The sequence below is a fragment of the Gilliamella sp. B2887 genome, assembly GCF_026537015.1.
Classification (GTDB): Bacteria; Pseudomonadota; Gammaproteobacteria; order Enterobacterales; family Orbaceae; genus Gilliamella.
This window is the reverse complement of the sequence record NZ_JAFNMX010000001.1, coordinates 173,311-189,356: the sequence shown is the minus strand read 5'-3', so window position 1 is coordinate 189,356 and position 16,046 is coordinate 173,311. Positions and strand designations below refer to the sequence as shown.

17 protein-coding genes are annotated in these 16,046 nt (G+C 32.5%); 7 read left to right on the top strand and 10 right to left on the bottom strand.

Annotated elements, in window-relative coordinates; all coding sequences use genetic code 11:
• Positions 1-72: 72 nt before the first annotated feature.
• Together J3U13_RS00845 and J3U13_RS00840 are read right to left on the bottom strand one after the other, a co-directional pair.
• A complete protein-coding gene (locus J3U13_RS00845) occupies positions 73-645 on the bottom strand; it encodes a hypothetical protein (RefSeq protein WP_267339497.1) in 573 nt (190 codons plus the stop codon).
• 105 nt (positions 646-750) lie between these two features.
• Positions 751-1,908, bottom strand: coding sequence for an MFS transporter (locus tag J3U13_RS00840; protein ID WP_267339496.1), 1,158 nt, complete (start codon positions 1,906-1,908; stop codon positions 751-753).
• A gap of 164 nt (positions 1,909-2,072) precedes the next feature.
• On the opposite strand from J3U13_RS00840, the gene J3U13_RS00835 reads away from it, so the two are divergent.
• Entirely contained in the window at positions 2,073-2,360 is a 288-nt protein-coding gene (locus J3U13_RS00835; RefSeq protein WP_416380328.1) for a MerR family transcriptional regulator, read from the top strand.
• Positions 2,361-2,684: 324 nt separating this feature from the next.
• Here the strand turns inward: J3U13_RS00835 and J3U13_RS00830 are convergent, their stop codons facing one another.
• Together J3U13_RS00830 and J3U13_RS00825 are read right to left on the bottom strand one after the other, a co-directional pair.
• Positions 2,685-3,473 carry an SDR family NAD(P)-dependent oxidoreductase gene (locus J3U13_RS00830; protein ID WP_267339494.1) on the bottom strand — a complete coding sequence of 263 codons (789 nt, stop codon included), beginning with the start codon at positions 3,471-3,473 and terminating at the stop codon, positions 2,685-2,687.
• Positions 3,474-3,570: 97 nt separating this feature from the next.
• The gene (locus tag J3U13_RS00825) at positions 3,571-4,245 is read right to left on the bottom strand and encodes an NADPH-dependent F420 reductase (protein ID WP_267339493.1); all 675 of its coding nucleotides are present in this window, start codon (positions 4,243-4,245) and stop codon (positions 3,571-3,573) included.
• A 102-nt stretch (positions 4,246-4,347) separates the two neighbouring features.
• On the opposite strand from J3U13_RS00825, the gene J3U13_RS00820 reads away from it, so the two are divergent.
• Positions 4,348-5,235: a LysR family transcriptional regulator gene (locus tag J3U13_RS00820; RefSeq protein ID WP_267339492.1), complete on the top strand. Its 888-nt coding sequence runs from the start codon at positions 4,348-4,350 to the stop codon at positions 5,233-5,235.
• Between the two features lie 149 nt (positions 5,236-5,384).
• On the opposite strand, the gene tolC is transcribed toward J3U13_RS00820, so the two are convergent.
• Entirely contained in the window at positions 5,385-6,740 is a 1,356-nt protein-coding gene (gene tolC / locus J3U13_RS00815; protein WP_267339491.1) for an outer membrane channel protein TolC, read from the bottom strand.
• Positions 6,741-6,878: 138 nt separating this feature from the next.
• On the opposite strand from tolC, the gene nudF reads away from it, so the two are divergent.
• Together nudF and cpdA are read left to right on the top strand one after the other, a co-directional pair.
• Entirely contained in the window at positions 6,879-7,505 is a 627-nt protein-coding gene (gene nudF / locus J3U13_RS00810; protein WP_267339490.1) for an ADP-ribose diphosphatase, read from the top strand.
• 166 nt (positions 7,506-7,671) lie between these two features.
• Complete coding sequence (gene cpdA / locus J3U13_RS00805; protein WP_267339489.1) at positions 7,672-8,502, top strand: 3',5'-cyclic-AMP phosphodiesterase; 831 nt, start codon at positions 7,672-7,674, stop codon at positions 8,500-8,502.
• Here cpdA and cls read toward each other — a convergent pair whose 3' ends face one another.
• From cls to fldA, 5 genes are all read right to left on the bottom strand, one after another.
• The gene (gene cls, locus J3U13_RS00800; RefSeq protein ID WP_267339488.1) at positions 8,503-9,966 is read right to left on the bottom strand and encodes a cardiolipin synthase; all 1,464 of its coding nucleotides are present in this window, start codon (positions 9,964-9,966) and stop codon (positions 8,503-8,505) included.
• A 5-nt stretch (positions 9,967-9,971) separates the two neighbouring features.
• On the bottom strand, positions 9,972-10,430 hold the full coding sequence (yciA, locus tag J3U13_RS00795; RefSeq protein WP_267339487.1) for an acyl-CoA thioester hydrolase YciA: 459 nt from the start codon (positions 10,428-10,430) through the stop codon (positions 9,972-9,974).
• 21 nt (positions 10,431-10,451) lie between these two features.
• On the bottom strand, positions 10,452-10,994 hold the full coding sequence (locus J3U13_RS00790; RefSeq protein WP_267339486.1) for an inner membrane-spanning protein YciB: 543 nt from the start codon (positions 10,992-10,994) through the stop codon (positions 10,452-10,454).
• 74 nt (positions 10,995-11,068) lie between these two features.
• Positions 11,069-11,527: a ferric iron uptake transcriptional regulator gene (gene fur / locus J3U13_RS00785; RefSeq protein ID WP_267339485.1), complete on the bottom strand. Its 459-nt coding sequence runs from the start codon at positions 11,525-11,527 to the stop codon at positions 11,069-11,071.
• A gap of 79 nt (positions 11,528-11,606) precedes the next feature.
• Complete coding sequence (fldA, locus tag J3U13_RS00780; RefSeq protein WP_267339484.1) at positions 11,607-12,119, bottom strand: flavodoxin FldA; 513 nt, start codon at positions 12,117-12,119, stop codon at positions 11,607-11,609.
• A 180-nt stretch (positions 12,120-12,299) separates the two neighbouring features.
• On the opposite strand from fldA, the gene sucC reads away from it, so the two are divergent.
• The 3 genes from sucC (at position 12,300) to J3U13_RS00765 (ending at position 16,039) form a co-directional block, all read left to right on the top strand.
• Positions 12,300-13,472: an ADP-forming succinate--CoA ligase subunit beta gene (gene sucC / locus J3U13_RS00775; protein ID WP_267339483.1), complete on the top strand. Its 1,173-nt coding sequence runs from the start codon at positions 12,300-12,302 to the stop codon at positions 13,470-13,472.
• Between the two features lie 21 nt (positions 13,473-13,493).
• Complete coding sequence (gene sucD, locus J3U13_RS00770) at positions 13,494-14,366, top strand: succinate--CoA ligase subunit alpha (RefSeq protein ID WP_267339482.1); 873 nt, start codon at positions 13,494-13,496, stop codon at positions 14,364-14,366.
• Between the two features lie 101 nt (positions 14,367-14,467).
• The gene (locus tag J3U13_RS00765; protein WP_267339481.1) at positions 14,468-16,039 is read left to right on the top strand and encodes a cytochrome ubiquinol oxidase subunit I; all 1,572 of its coding nucleotides are present in this window, start codon (positions 14,468-14,470) and stop codon (positions 16,037-16,039) included.
• The last annotated feature ends 7 nt before the right edge of the window (positions 16,040-16,046 follow it).

The following is a 16,046-nucleotide window of genomic DNA, read 5'->3' as shown; positions in this document are numbered from 1 at the left end:
GTTATATATACGTTTAAGTATAAAAAATGAATTGATTTATTAAAGTAATATTGATTTAAGTTTCTTTTTTTATTATAAATGTTTACTTAACCAACTATCATGTAACCATTTTTGCGTTTGTCGACCCGCTCGAATAAAATCCCATTTGATATCTCTTTCAAATACCATTACTGTCTCATCTGGTGCGATAATTGTCCAAAAATAAAGTCCTGTATTCAAATCACGGCATTTAACTTTCATGCCAGTTAATGTAATTTTCTTTCCATTAATGATAATATTTTCATCATGCACATCAATCCATTTATTTTCATAGTTTTCTAATAAATCAGGGGAATAAACTTCAAGAAATTTTTGCGTGATTGCCAAAGCTGTATCTTTTGCAACCCGTTGTTCGGTTGATTGATATTGAGGTAATAATCTGACAAAACCTTGTAATTTACCAGTATCATTCAATAAAAAAGAGATGTGCTGGCTATCGAGTTGCATGGTTGTTTGTGGTTCAAAACGATATAAATTAATAGATTGTTCATTATGCATTCCTTTGTGTGTTAAAACTAAATTGAGATCAAGTTCCTCATTAAGTAATAACTTAGATAAATTTGGTGTGAGTAGCGTACTTAATTTTTTTGATTGTGTTGAGGTCATGGTATTTTCCTTTTTGTGGCTCAATTCATGAGCATAGCAGGTCGAGTAAAAACTGCTGAATATAAATATGAATTTGATAAAAAATGTCATGATGAATTAATGCCTTTAACGATTAAGTTGTAAATTAAAGATAAGTTGTAATGAGCAAATTAAAAGTAAAATAGCAAGCGCTATTATTAAAATAAGCGGATTAATCAAAGTTGGTAAGTAGGATCCTAAACTTGCACCAATAAATAAAATGCAGGTATATAATGATGTTGCAATACCGCGATCTTTAAGCTCTGCTTGCAAAGCGACACATATAATCATTGAGGGAACAGCATACGCAAGAGCAATAATCAAAATAAAATGAAAGAGATATAAAATAAACACATTATTTAATTGACCATTTAAAAAGAACATATGTATCAATAGTGATACAGCCATTAGACAAAGTGATATGGCTAGTACAAACACTGGTTCAATTACTTTAAATAAGTAACTAGCTGTTAAACTAAAAAGCAGGGCAAAAACACTAATATTTCTAAGTATTGGAACATAAATCATCAGTGGACTACGATGTAACAAAAAATAAAGTGTGACAAAGCTAAGTAAAACAAATAGTGAGCAAACATATATAGGAAATAGTTTTCTATTGGTTAATAGGTTAGGGAGTTTGTAAAAAATGGTGAGTAATGAAATATCTGTCAACACTTGATTGTCTTGTTTGATATTTGAACGGTAAATGTAAAAAATAGTGGCACCAAAAATATATACGCTTCCTAAAAACCACATTGAACAATAAAGAGAATTAGAAATTAAAAAAGAACCAAGCCATTGACCTACAGTTGCAGCAAGTAAAAATGTACAACTTATCATTGATATCGCTATAGGTTTTGAACTTTCAGATAAATTTATTGAAACCCAAGCTAATGCCACTGGTGGAAAGGAAGCAGCGCAAAATCCTTGAATAGCGCGAGCAAATAATAATAAATAGTAGTTTTTTAATAACGGTACAATAAAACTAATACAGGCAAGCAGCAAAAGACCAATAATTAATGTTAAGTCTTTTCCTATTTTATCGGATAGACTTCCCCAAATGATCAATCCAGAAGCATAAAAAATACCAAATATAGTGGTTAATAATCCAATATTATTTGGCGTTGCATATTTAACAAATATCACTAAATTTGTAGAAACTGGCATAAATAAGTAAAGTTGTGTAACAACTGCAAGTGCGAGCAATGGGATGAATACAGTTCCCATCATTAATTTAAATTTCATCTAGCGCTCCAAATATTCAATGATTGTAGTTAAAGTACAATTATTGTATTCTATATTCATTTAGTGTTTAAGTAAAATATAATTTGTTGCTAATCGATATGTCGAGTTATAAAATGTTTTAATAATTTTTATTTAATAGATGAATTGTAATGAAAGATGGTACTTTGAAGCATTCATATGATGACTTTTTATCAAAGGTTATTGTAGGTATTGGTGAAGTTTCCGAGATGACAAAAGTCCCTGTAAGAAAATTACGTTATTGGGAAGAAAAGGGTATTATTAACACGGTTGATCCTCAATCTAAATCTCGCCAGTTTGATTTAGCTAATATTAAAAAAATTATTCTTATTCAAGAATTAATGGATGATGGTTATTCGTTAGACGGTGCAGCTAAAAAAGTAGAAGATAGGATTGCTAAAATAGAATCATTGATGAATCTAATCCAAATGTGATTTTTACATATCGACATTTGGTTATCATAGATCTTAGTCTAAGTACAAGTCAGTACTTTTCTATAATTTTACTTAAATATATGTTTCAATATGAAATTTATTATAGATTTTAGTTGTTATTGTTGGTTATAGCTAATAATAGTTATATATAACGATAAATCCTATTACCATTATTTTAAATTTAGTTTGGTACTATCAACTAATGGCAAGGGGGATATCGATGCTGTTATTCCCCTAAACCCGTGAATATTTCATTTGAGATGAAAATATTATTCTTTGTGCATAAAATTTAAATTCTATTTTCTTATTAATAAATAAAATAATTTAATTTTTTTGGTTTTCTGAAGGATTTCCTGAATAAGGAAATATGCAATCTTTTAACGAAAATGTGAAATCTTTTGTATTGATCTCTCCAATGATTTTATCGCTATCATACAGTTCTAATAAAAATTGCGCCATTTGATCAGCAGAATGATATTTTGCAAAACTTTTATCATAATCATATTTATCAACATTATTAGCTTTTTGACCAAATTCGGTTTGAGTTGCTGCCGGAGCTAGAACTTTTGCACGTAACTGTGTTTTAGCCTTTATTAATTCTTGTGCTAATCCTTCAGTAAAGGCATTGACATAAAACTTAGTTGCACAATAAGTTACTGCGTTTGGAACGATAGTATATCCACCCCTTGATGAAATATTGATAAGTTGTGTACCAGCTTGATCATGATATTTACGCACATAGAGCGTTGATAAGATTGTTAATGCTTCAATATTTAAATGTAACATTGACTCTATTTTGTTTAAATCTTGTTCGCCAATACTACCATAATGACCAAAACCAGCATTATTGATCCAAGTTTCAATAAAATATTGCTCTAGATCTGTAAAAAGTGAATGAACATTTTTTGATAAAGATAAATCACATTTTTTTATAATGACGTCTAATTCAGGATTAATATCAGCGATTATTTGTTTGAGTAAGGTTAACTGCTCTTGCCGTCTGGCAATAATAATTAGTGGTTTATTTCGTTTTGCAAATGCAATAGCCGTTGCATAACCTATTCCTGAGCTCGCTCCTGTAATGACAGTATATCTTAAATCTGCTTTGACCATTTTTTATATCCACTTTTGAAGTTGTTATTTAAATTTTAATGAATGATTAAATTAACTAATTATTATCATCTTTCATTATTAAAGATGATAATAATTTCTATTTAATATAAGATTTCCATGAGTTATGAGATAGTTCAGTTTTTCTGTCAGCCATAGATAACGCTAGCTTTAATTGCTCAAGGTTTAGTGGAACGCAATAAGCAGGTTTAGCACGCTCAAATCGCCAACTTTCAGATAATTTTCCTACATCAATATAGTCAAATCCGACTTGATCAATTAACTTAAATATAGTTTGTTTTGCCAAATTATCATTCCCTGCAATGGGAAGTGCTCTTCGATTTGTTTTATCATTGGGTTTGGCATCTTTTAAAATATCCTGTTGAAGAATAGCATTGAATACTTTGACTATTTTAGATTTATAAAGATGTTTGGCGACTAATTCACTTGTGGTCGTTTGGAAAGTATCTAATACTTGAATACGTCCATCACGATCAGGGTAATAATTCATAGCATCAAGAACAATTTTATTACTGAGAAGATCTGTTGGTAACTGTTGATAATTGATAAAAGGGATTGCTACTAAAATAATATCACCGAAATCAACGGTTTCTTGTAGGCTACCCACTTTACATCCCAAACTGCTTGCTACGCTAAATAATGTTATTTTATCGCGCGAATTGCATATCATGACTTGATATCCAGCTTGAATAAATAACTTAGTACAAGCCTGACCAATAAATCCCGCTCCAATTATTCCAATTTTTTTCAACACAGTAATTCCTTGATGATTAATGACTTTGTTGTATTATGCTCTTAAAATAAAAGATAATAAATGATTTGAAAATTGGTTTATTAACAACTGAGGGTTGGTAATATGGATCTTTTAAGAAGTATGGAAGCTTTCGCATTGACCGTGAAAACGGGTTCATTTGCAGCTTCAGCCATTTCACTAAATACTTCACCACAAATGATTGCCAAATATGTGGTATTTCTAGAAGATTATTTAGGTTTAAAGTTACTGAATCGGACGACACGATCGCAAAGTTTAACAGCATTTGGTAAACAATATTATGAAAAGTGTTTATTCATTCTTGATGAAGTGAAAAGCTCAAAAATATTAGCACAACAATTTATTGAAGAGCCTAAAGGACAGCTTAGAATTAGTGCACCGGTGAGTTACGGGCATTTTAATTTAATTTCTGTTCTTAGTCGATTTATGAAATGCTATCCTAAAGTAAATGTTGATATTCAATTAAGTGATCGCTATGTTAATTTAGTTAAAGACGATTTTGATGTTGTTTTTCGTATTGGCGAGTTAGCTAATTCAAGTTTTATTGCGCGTAAACTCAATTCTTATCAACTTATTTTTGCAGCTTCGCCAAGTTATCTCGCTAAACATGGTGTGCCCACAATACCTAATGATATAAAAAAACATCAGTGCTTGATTTATCAATATGTTAATCCAACTAAGAAAGATCATCTTTGGCCTTTTAGTATTAATGGAAAAGTAGTCAATATTCCTATATCAGGATCCTTAAAAAGTAATGATACTTTAGCTTTAGCAAATGCTGCTGTCGAAGGGTTGGGTATAACCATGTTACCTAAATCAATGCTCAGTGAGCTTATTTGTCAGAATAAATTATTGCCAATATTACAAGATTTTTTACCACCAGCAAGAGAAGTTCATATGCTTTATAAGGCTGATAAACAACAGCTTCCTAACCTTAAGATGTTTATTGAGTTTATGCTGAATTCAGCATGATAAATGGAAAGGATTTTTTTGTATTAAGTTATTTTGTAAATAAATTCAAATTTGATTTATTTAGATACTTAGTGAAGTTGATCATAACAAAAAAGGCGATGATAACCGCCTTTTTATGTGAATAGTTATAGAATCATTAATAATACTTATTATTTTATGGTCGCTAGAGTGCTCAGCTCTTTACCTAACATATTGTTCAAATAGACTAAGTCATCTGCTGTCAAAGTACCAACGGCATATTTCAACTGTAATAAACTTGTTAGATAATTATATTTTGCATCCGATAAATTCCGTTTAGAACTATATAGCTGAGTTGTTGCATTTAGCACATCGACAATGGTACGTGTACCAACTTGATATCCAGATGAGGTCGCTTCTAATGAACTTTCGGCAGAAACAACAGCCTGTTGATACGCTTTGATTGAACTGATTGAAGATGTAATATTATTGTAAGATGAGCGAACTTGATTAATCACACTGCGATTAGTGCTTTCTAATTTCTCGCTAAAACTGACAAAATTATGCTGTGCTTGTTCAACTTGTGACATAGTTGCACCACCAGAAAAAATCGGCATGCTCACACTCACGCCAACATAATTATTACCAGAATAGCTTTTATTATGATGAGATACAATAGCATTATTTGAAGAATAATTTCCATATTTCTCATTTTTATTCAAGTTTGTCGATGCATCTATACTTGCAGTAGGCATATAACCTGATTGTGCAAGTTTAATTTGTTCACGAGCAATATCCTGATTTAATTTCATTGTTAATAAATTAAGATTAGCTGACTCGGACTGTTTTAACAATATACTAATTTGAGTTGGTTCTTCTGTTTTAAATGTTTTTGTATCAATCGTTGCTAAGCTTGAATAAAAACGACCACTGACTTGACGTAAGTTTTCGATTGAATTATTCAATTCATTTAATGCGTTAACTTGTTGGGCAACAGTTAAATCATAATTAGCTTGCGCATTTTGTACGTCGGTAATGGCCACTAAGCCTACTTGATGTTGTTGACGAGTTTGCTCTAATTGACGACCAATTGCTTTCTTCTGAGCATCAATGAAGCTTAAAGCATCAAGTGCTTTTAGAACATTAAAATAAGCAACCGAAGTATTTAGAATTAATGTTTGACCTTGATATTGATAAGAGATATCAGCAATACTTGCTTGTTTTTTCGTAATATCTAAAGCTTTCCAACTTGAGAAATCAAAAATACTTTGCGATAACGTTACTTGATATAAATTACCACTTTTGTTTTTCTGTCCACTGATGTCGCGGCGGCCATGTGTTACACCATAAGATGCACTTAAACCAACTTGTGGTAATAAACTTGCTCGTGAGCCTGAAATTGCCGAATAAGCTTTCTCTTTATCAGCTAAAGAACTGCGTAGATCTGGATTTGTCTCTTTAGCTTGTTCATAAACTTGAATCAAATTTTCAGCAAAAACTGCTTGGCTTAATGTTAAGCCGATTAGAAAGGTTAGCGTTTTTTTCATCAATCATCTCTTTAAAAACATATAAAATATAATTGTATTTTCATTTATGCGATTTTAACAGATAATTAGCATATAGTAAGCATAGTTTCTTTATCATTCGCACTTTTTAATAAAATTTACTTTAAAATGAGAAACAATATGAAAATTAATAATCCAATAAATTTTAACAAAAACGATGTATTCAATCTATCTAAACGAGTTCTTTATAGAGGTTTTTTTTCTTTACTTGAATATCGTTTCCAATATCGTAAATTTGATGGATCAACTAGCGATATCGTTACCAGAGAAGTTTTAGAACGCGGTCATGCTGTAGTTTTACTAGCATATGATGTTAAACGTGATGAGGTAGTTTTAATTGAACAAATCCGTATTGCTGCAATAGAAACCCAAGAAACCCCTTGGATGTTAGAGTTGATAGCGGGAATGATGGATCATGAAAATGAATCGTATGAAGAAGTGGCAAGACGTGAGGCAATTGAGGAAGCAGGTGTTACTATTGGACGATGCAAGCCTATTATTAGTTATTTAGCTTCTCCTGGTGGTTTAACTGAAAAATTGCATATTTTGATTGGTGAAGTAGATGCTTCAACAGCAACAGGTATTCATGGACTTGTGGAAGAAAATGAAGACATTAAAGTTCATGTTGTCAGTAGAGATCAAGCTTATAAATGGGTTGAAGAGGGATTAATTAATAATGCAGCATCAATTATTGCTTTACAATGGTTGCAACTTAATTATTTGAATCTAAAAAATGAATGGAAGTGATTAATATTACTGATTATATTTAATTATTTCTTTCATTAAAATGTGATATATTTTACACTTTATTATAACGCTAAGATTTATAATAAAATTATATACTCTGCTGCAATGTTCTGTTTTGCTATTAACATTATTAACCATAATATTTGATGAATAACTGAGGTGAATTTTGGAGTCACTTTTACAGCTTCCAACAAAAAATAAAAATTACGGTAAAATATTACAAATTACAGATACTCACCTTTTTTCTGACAATAGCCGTACTTTGCTTGGTGTGAATTCAAACGCGAGTTTTTTGGCTGTAATTGATGAGATCAAAAATTGCAGAAGAACTTATGATTTAATCGTAGCAACGGGCGATTTTGTTCAAGATGGTACAAAAGAAGCTTATAAATTTTTTGCAGAACAAATAACCACTTTAAATACACCTTGTGTTTGGTTAGCTGGAAATCATGATAACTATGGCACTATGCAATCCGTTTTTGATAATTATCGACTTTTAGATAATAAAGTCATTTTGTTAAGTGATAAATGGATAATTATTCTTTTAAATAGTCAAGTCGAAGGCCAAGCTTATGGTTTATTACCTAACTCAGAAGTGCTTTTTTTACAGGAAAAATTAGATAGATATTCTGACAAAAATGCACTGGTCTTTTTACATCATCATCCAATCAATTCAAAGTGTCATTGGCTGGATCAACATATATTGAAAAATAGTGTTGAGTTAGAAAAAATTTTACAGACTTATTCCCAAATAAAAGGATTAGGATGGGGGCATATTCATCAAAGCCAAGAGCATCAATGGTATGCATGTAAAGCATTTTCTACTCCATCAACTTGTGTACAATTTAAACCTAATAGTTATGATTTTGGACTCGCAGATAAAGATGCACCAGGTTGGCGTGAAATTACATTAACCAACGATGGTATGCTTGAAACAGAAGTATTTCGTATTGGTGATAATCGTTTTGTTCCTGATTTATCCCAAAACGGTTATTAATTATAGTAATGGTGCAAAAAAATAAAATAACCGTTCTACAATACGTTGCCAAATAGGTCTTTGTTTCCATATTTCAATATTTATTTCTTCAGACTGAGCTAAATATTTTTGTAAAAGATAAGAAAGTGATTGGGCAAATTCTGCATCATCAATGACAGTCGTAATTTCAAAATTTAACCATAAACTTCGCATATCTAAATTAACTGTACCGACTAAACTCAGTTGATTATCAATTAAAACACTCTTAGTATGTAATAAATTATCGTTGTATTGATAAAGTTTAACTCCACCATCAAGCAATTCAGAAAAAAATGCTCGACTAGCCCATTTGACCATTAAAGAATCATTCTTTCTGGGAACGATAATAATAACTTCCACTCCACGCTGAGCGGCAGTACATACGGCATGTAAAATATCATCACTAGGAACTAAATAGGGGGTAGTAAAAATTATTTGTTTTTGAGCTGAATAGATTGCTGTTAATAATACTTGATGGATCATGTTTTCAGTGTAACCAGGGCCAGAAGCAATTAATTGCATAATATGTTTTTTTTCTTCTGGGGGTTCGGCAAAGTCCGTAATTTTAGGTAAAGCAAGATCAGTACCTGTTTCTAATTCCCAATCACTAGCATAAATTGCACCCATTAATGTGGTAACAGGACCTCGCATTCTAACCATAATATCGACCCACTCACCAACATGCTTATTTTGTTTAAAGAAGCGAGGATCGACAATGTTCATGCTACCTGTATATGAGATATAGTTGTCTATGATTGCAACCTTACGATGTTGTCGCAAATCGAGTCGTCTAAACATAAATCGAAGCAAGTTGACTTTTAAGGCTTCAACAATAATGATTCCTGCTTCACGCATTCTTTTACTTGCATTTGTTCTAAGAAAACGGCGGCTACCTGCAGAATCTACCATTAAATGACAAGTTACACCACGTTTAGTTGCTTCAATCAATGCTTTTTCAACATCATCTGCTCGACCGCCTTCATTCCAAATATAAAATACCATCTCAATGTTAGAGGTTGCTTGATTGATATCTTCAATTAGATGATCAAAAATTGCGTCAGTTTCACTAAGCAGGTCAATATGATTACCATTTATGCCGTCTAGTCCGGTTTGATGCTTGCAAAGTTGAAAAATAGGTTTACTAACTTGACTAACTTGGGTTGTGAAAATATTTGGAAGGACGCTAATTCTATTGATAAAGTTAGCAATGATTGGTCGCATTTTCTGTGCTCGTTTAACACGCTGTTGGCCTAAATGAGCTTCACCTAACGAAAAATAAAGAATAATTCCAACTATTGGTATGATATAAATCACTAGCATCCAAGCAATGACATAGGTGGTTGGCCTGCGTTTAAATACTATTCTTAACGTAGTGGCAACGATCATCAACCAATAAACAAAAAAGATCAATGAACTAACTAAGGCGTGGAATGAAGTATATTGCATATAAGTTAGCTATTATTTAGGTTAAGTTTATTAATCCCATCTTTTGTACAATCATAATTCTGAAATACTTCAGGTAAAGGTTTGGGATTATTATGTTTATCTACTGAAACATAAGTAAATACAGCATCAGTGATACAAAAACGTTTTAATGAATCAGATGGATCAATCACTTTTTTAACCCAAACTTCAATGCCAATAGTAATAGAAGTTTTTCCTGTTTTAATACAATGAGCATAACAACAAACTACATCTCCCACCATTGCCGGTTTATGGAATGTAATGCTACTCGCGTTTACCGTTACAACTCGATTTCTAGCGATCTCTTTTGATAAAATACCTCCAGCAAGATCCATTTGTGACATTATCCAACCGCCAAAAATATGACCATGAGGATTTGTATCAGCAGGCATTGCCAGTGTTCTTAGTACTAGTTGTCCTTTAGGGGTTGTATCGGATTGTTTCATATTAAAATACTCCATCTTGTGCTATTTATTGTCTATATCTTTATCTATATGTTTATATATATAGATTCCTGATATCAAGGATAATAATAACGATGCACCAGGTAAAATAAATACTTTAAAAATCCAGAAAAAATCATCTGTTGTATAATAGGTTGCACCTAAACTAATAACTCCACATGTCATAAAGAAAGCTATCCATAATATACTTAATCTATTCCAAAAGATTATATCTAACTGAATTTCTCTGCCTAGTAGTTTTTGAAGCAGGTTTATTTTGAAAAAATACTGACTAATAAGTAAACCTGAGGCAAATAAAAAATTAATAATTGTCACTTTCCATTTTATAACATTAGGTTCTCGAGTATAAAGAGTAAATCCTCCAAAAATCATCACCATTAAATAAGATATCAATTCTACTTTGTCGATTTTTCGATAAATGATAAGAACAATTAGAAAACAAACCGTTGCTGCTATCATTAAAGCCTGCACACCAACAAAAACATCATACATTGTTAAAAATATAAAAAAGATTACGAGGGGTATAAAATTTAAAAGTTGTTTCATGTAAATATTAACCTGATAGAAAAGATAACTTGTTTTAGCTATAATTGTAAGTGAAAAGCCTATCAGAAATAGGCTTATTTTTTTGTATGAAGTTCAGGATGGGCTTTACAATTACCTGATTGGCAGTGTCCATAAAGATATAAACTATGAAAAGTTAATTTAACTCCATATTGCTCAGCAATTTCTTTTTGTCTTGCATTAATAATTTCATCTCGAAATTCAAACACTTCACCACAATCAAGACAAATTAAATGATCATGGTGTTTTTGTGTTGCAAGCTCAAATACCGCTTTTCCACCTTCAAAATTATGGCGTGTCACGATCCCAGCATCATCAAATTGATTTAAAACACGATAGACAGTAGCTAGTCCGATCTCTTCACCCATATCAAGCAATTTTTTATAAAGATCCTCGACGGTAATATGTTGACATGAAGGATCTCTCAATAATTCTAAAATCTTTAATCGTGGTAACGTAACCTTTAAACCAGCACTTTTGAGTGCTGCATTATTATCATTATCATGATTTGTCATATTACATCCCAATTAAGTTATTAATAATTACACATTATAGAAACTATGCACAGTAAATAAAAGAAATCATTGTAATTGATTAAATGTTCATTTCGATTTTAACTTGGTTGACCCAATTACTAATACGTTCTTCGGTTAACTCTGGTTGGCGATCTTCATCAATGGCTAACCCTATAAAGTGAGTATCGTCCACTAAACTTTTCGATGCTTCAAAACTGTATCCTTCAGTTGACCAATGCCCGACTATTTTAGCACCTCTAGGTTCGATAACATCTCGTAATGTACCCATTGCATCACAAAAATATTCAGCATAATCTTCTTGATCGCCACAACCAAAAATTGCAACCATTTTACCATTAAAATCAATTTGCTCTAGGTTAGGAAAAAAATCATCCCAATCTGCTTGTGATTCACCATAGTACCAAGTTGGAATACCTAAAAAAAGGTAATTATATTGTTCAATTATTTCTTTGGTAGATTTTGCAATATCAAAAATATCTGCTTTATCACAGCCTAAAATTTGTTGGATTTGTTTAGCTACATTTTCTGTATTACCTGTATCACTACCAAAAAAAATACCAACGTTTGCCATATTTATACCTTCACTGTTATTACTTCATCAAAATATTTTTTTGAGTATATCATTGTCACTTAATATCAGCAATCGTTCTCAATTACTATCAACATAAGATATTATTTACTACACAATTTCTTCATCTTAGATTAGAATTATTATCAGTGTTTATATTAATTTAAATCATGGAATTTAGTTATGAACCTGCACGAGTATCAATCAAAATACATTTTTAAAGAATATAATTTACCTGTACCTGAAGGATATGTTTGTAATTCAGTTGATGAGGTAAAAGATGTTTTATCAAAGTTACAACCTCAATCGGATATTGGTTCTTGGGTTGCTAAATGCCAGGTTCATGCCGGAGGAAGAGGCAAAGCTGGAGGCGTAATTTGTACTAAACACTTCAATGAAATAAAAGCTTTTGCTGAAAAATGGTTAGGTAAACATTTAGTTACTTATCAAACAACATCTAGAGGACAGCCGGTAAATCAGATTTTAATTGAAAAAGCTTCAAATATTTATAAAGAACTTTATTTGGGAGCAGTAATTGATCGAAGTTCTAAACGTGTTGTTATAATGGCCTCGACTGAGGGTGGTGTTGATATTGAAAGTGTTGCTGAAAAATCCCCACACTTAATTCATAAAATGCCACTTGATCCATTAACTGGACCATCTGCTTATCAAGGTCGTGAACTTGCCTTTAAATTAGGGTTAAAAGGTAAACTTGTTAACCAATTTTCTAAATTATTTGTTAATTTTGCTAATCTATTTTTAGATAATGATGTTTCATTAGCTGAAGTCAATCCTTTGGTTATTACTGATGAGCAAGAGCTTGTTTGTTTAGATGCTAAAATCGTTCTTGATGATAATGCGCTTTTTCGACATCCTAAATTAAATTATTTAAAAGATACAACACAAGAGGATGAACTTGAATCGATTGCAGCCAAGCAAGGTATTAGTTATGTTTCTTTAAATGGAAATATAGGATGCATGGTCAATGGCGCAGGGTTAGCTATGGCTACTATGGATATCATCAAATTATATGGTGGGGAACCTGCTAACTTTTTAGATGTTGGAGGAAGTACAACACAAGAACGTGTAGCTGAAGCATTTAAATTAATTTTATCAGAAAAAAATGTCAAAGCGATTTTCGTCAATATTTTTGGTGGCATTGTTCGTTGTGACTTAATTGCTGAAGGTATTATAAGTGCCATCGAAGAAATAGGTCTTAAGGTTCCTGTTGTTGTACGACTTCAAGGTAACAATGCCGAAATTGCTAGAGGTATTTTAGCTGATAGTAAGTTAAATATTATTACTGCAAAAAGTTTAACAGATGCTGCACAGAAAATCGTTGCTGTTGCCAAATAGTAGGAATGGAGAAGATTTATTATGTCAATTTTAGTTAATAAAGAAACCAAAGTTATCTGTCAAGGATTTACTGGTAGTCAAGGTACTTTCCATTCTGAACAAGCCATTGCATATGGTACAAAAATGGTTGGGGGCGTCACGCCAGGTAAAGGTGGAACAACACATTTAGGTTTGCCAGTCTTCAATACCGTTAAAGAGGCTGTTGCCGCCACCGGTGCTACAGCCACTGTTATTTATGTGCCTGCTGCATTTGGGAAAGATTCCATTTTGGAAGCCATTGATGCTGGGATAAAACTAATCGTTTGTATAACTGAAGGCATTCCAACTTTAGATATGTTAATTGTAAAAGAAAAATTGATACAAAACGACGTAACAATGATTGGACCAAACTGCCCTGGAATTATTGTACCAAACGAATGTAAAATTGGTATTATGCCAGGACATATTCATTTATCAGGCAAAGTCGGGATTGTTTCTCGTTCTGGAACGTTAACTTATGAAGCAGTTAAACAGACAACTGATATAGGTATTGGACAATCTGTTTGTGTCGGTATTGGCGGTGACCCCATTCCTGGAAGCGATTTTGTTTCAATTTTGAAATTACTTGAGCAAGATCCTGATACTGAAATTATTGTTATGATAGGTGAAATTGGTGGTACTGCTGAGGAAGAAGCCGCTGAATATATTAAAAAACATATGACTAAACCCGTTATAGCATACATTGCTGGAACCTCGGCTCCAGCAGGTAAACGTATGGGACATGCTGGTGCAATTATTTCGGGTAACAAAGGGACAGCAAAAGAAAAAACTAAAGCATTATTATCAGCTGGTATCACGATTGTTAGTAATCTTGCTGATATTGGAGATGCTGTAAAAAAACAGTTTGACATATAGTTTTTTGATATTCGTCAATTTTTATTCTTTAAATAATGTTATACAATTGCTAAAATGATGATATAAAATTTGTGGGCATTTAAGGATAAAGGGAACGCTTTATGTTAGATATAGTAGAACTGTCGCGCCTTCAGTTTGCACTCACAGCAATGTATCATTTCATTTTTGTACCATTAACTTTGGGTATGGCATTTATGCTTGCAATTATGGAAACTGTATATGTTGTTAGTGGCAAGCAAATCTGGAAGGATATGACCAAATTCTGGGGTAAATTATTCGGTATTAATTTTGCCGTTGGTGTCGCTACCGGTTTAACCATGGAATTTCAATTCGGTACCAACTGGTCTTATTACTCGCACTATGTGGGGGATATTTTTGGGGCACCTCTTGCAATTGAAGGACTAATGGCATTTTTCTTGGAATCAACGATGGTTGGTTTATTCTTTTTTGGATGGGATAGACTAAGTCGTGGTAAACATTTAATGGTTACTTGGTGTGTGGCGTTTGGTTCAAACTTTTCCGCGCTTTGGATTTTAGTTGCTAATGGCTGGATGCAATTCCCTATTGGTTCAGACTTTAATCCGATAAATTCCCGTATGGAAATGGCTAGTTTCTTTGAATTAGTTACTAATTCTGTTGCTCAATATAAGTTCGTACATACTGTTGCAGCAGGATATTTAACTGGTGCGATGTTTGTTTTAAGTATTAGTTCATATTATCTTCTCAAGAAACGAGATTTACCTTTTGCAAGTCGTTCTTTTGCAGTAGCGGCCATGTTTGGTTTTATTATGTCAATTGTTGTTGCCTTCATGGGCGATGAAGCCGGACACGAATTGTCGACTGTTCAACCTACTAAACTTGCAGCAATTGAAGGTGAGTGGGAAACTCAACCTGCTCCAGCGTCATTTAATGTTATTGCATTTCCATCGCAAAAAAATAAGGAAAATTTATTTGCAATAGAAATTCCGTATCTAATGGGAATCATGACTACACGTTCGCTTGACAAGCAAGTAATTGGTTTAAAAGATATTATTAATGATAATGAAACCAGAATTCGTAATGGTATCTTAGCCTATAGTAATTTGGAAAAAATTCAAAAGGGCGATCAAGATCCCTCTGTTTTTAAAGCCTTTGAAGATAATAAAGCCGATTTAGGATATGGTTATTTGGTTAAACGCTTTACCGATCGTGATAATTTGACGATTCCTGAGGCTACTGAAGAACATATTAAAGCGGCGACCGAAGATTCAATTCCAGCTGTATGGCCTTTGTTCTGGGCATTTAGAGGAATGGTTGGTTTTGGACTATTGATGATTTTAGGCACTGGGCTAGCTTTATGGACAACTTACAAAAACAAAATTGGTCAAAAGCGTTGGTTACATCGTTTACTTCTTATATTGTTACCATCTCCATGGCTTGCTTGTGAATGTGGTTGGTTTGTTGCGGAATATGGTCGTCAACCTTGGGCAATTCAAGATATTTTACCAACTGGGGTCGCCAATTCATCGTTAACACCAGGTCAAGTATTATTTACTATGGTCTTAATTTGTGGTCTATATACGCTATTTCTAGTTGCTGAAATGTACTTGATGTTTAAATTCGCTCGATTAGGACCGAGTTCGTTGGGTACAGGCAATTATTATTACGAAAAAACACAAGCGGTATCAGAATAGGCATAGG

Coding starts and splice junctions, on each gene's coding strand:
- J3U13_RS00845 (WP_267339497.1), bottom strand. CDS start 645: ATGACCTCAACACAATCAAAAAAATTAAGTACGCTACTCACACCAAAT.
- J3U13_RS00840 (WP_267339496.1), bottom strand. CDS start 1,908: ATGAAATTTAAATTAATGATGGGAACTGTATTCATCCCATTGCTCGCA.
- J3U13_RS00830 (WP_267339494.1), bottom strand. CDS start 3,473: ATGGTCAAAGCAGATTTAAGATATACTGTCATTACAGGAGCGAGCTCA.
- J3U13_RS00820 (WP_267339492.1), top strand. CDS start 4,348: ATGGATCTTTTAAGAAGTATGGAAGCTTTCGCATTGACCGTGAAAACG.
- tolC (WP_267339491.1), bottom strand. CDS start 6,740: ATGAAAAAAACGCTAACCTTTCTAATCGGCTTAACATTAAGCCAAGCA.
- nudF (WP_267339490.1), top strand. CDS start 6,879: ATGAAAATTAATAATCCAATAAATTTTAACAAAAACGATGTATTCAAT.
- cls (WP_267339488.1), bottom strand. CDS start 9,966: ATGCAATATACTTCATTCCACGCCTTAGTTAGTTCATTGATCTTTTTT.
- yciA (WP_267339487.1), bottom strand. CDS start 10,430: ATGAAACAATCCGATACAACCCCTAAAGGACAACTAGTACTAAGAACA.
- J3U13_RS00790 (WP_267339486.1), bottom strand. CDS start 10,994: ATGAAACAACTTTTAAATTTTATACCCCTCGTAATCTTTTTTATATTT.
- fur (WP_267339485.1), bottom strand. CDS start 11,527: ATGACAAATCATGATAATGATAATAATGCAGCACTCAAAAGTGCTGGT.
- fldA (WP_267339484.1), bottom strand. CDS start 12,119: ATGGCAAACGTTGGTATTTTTTTTGGTAGTGATACAGGTAATACAGAA.
- sucC (WP_267339483.1), top strand. CDS start 12,300: ATGAACCTGCACGAGTATCAATCAAAATACATTTTTAAAGAATATAAT.
- sucD (WP_267339482.1), top strand. CDS start 13,494: ATGTCAATTTTAGTTAATAAAGAAACCAAAGTTATCTGTCAAGGATTT.
- J3U13_RS00765 (WP_267339481.1), top strand. CDS start 14,468: ATGTTAGATATAGTAGAACTGTCGCGCCTTCAGTTTGCACTCACAGCA.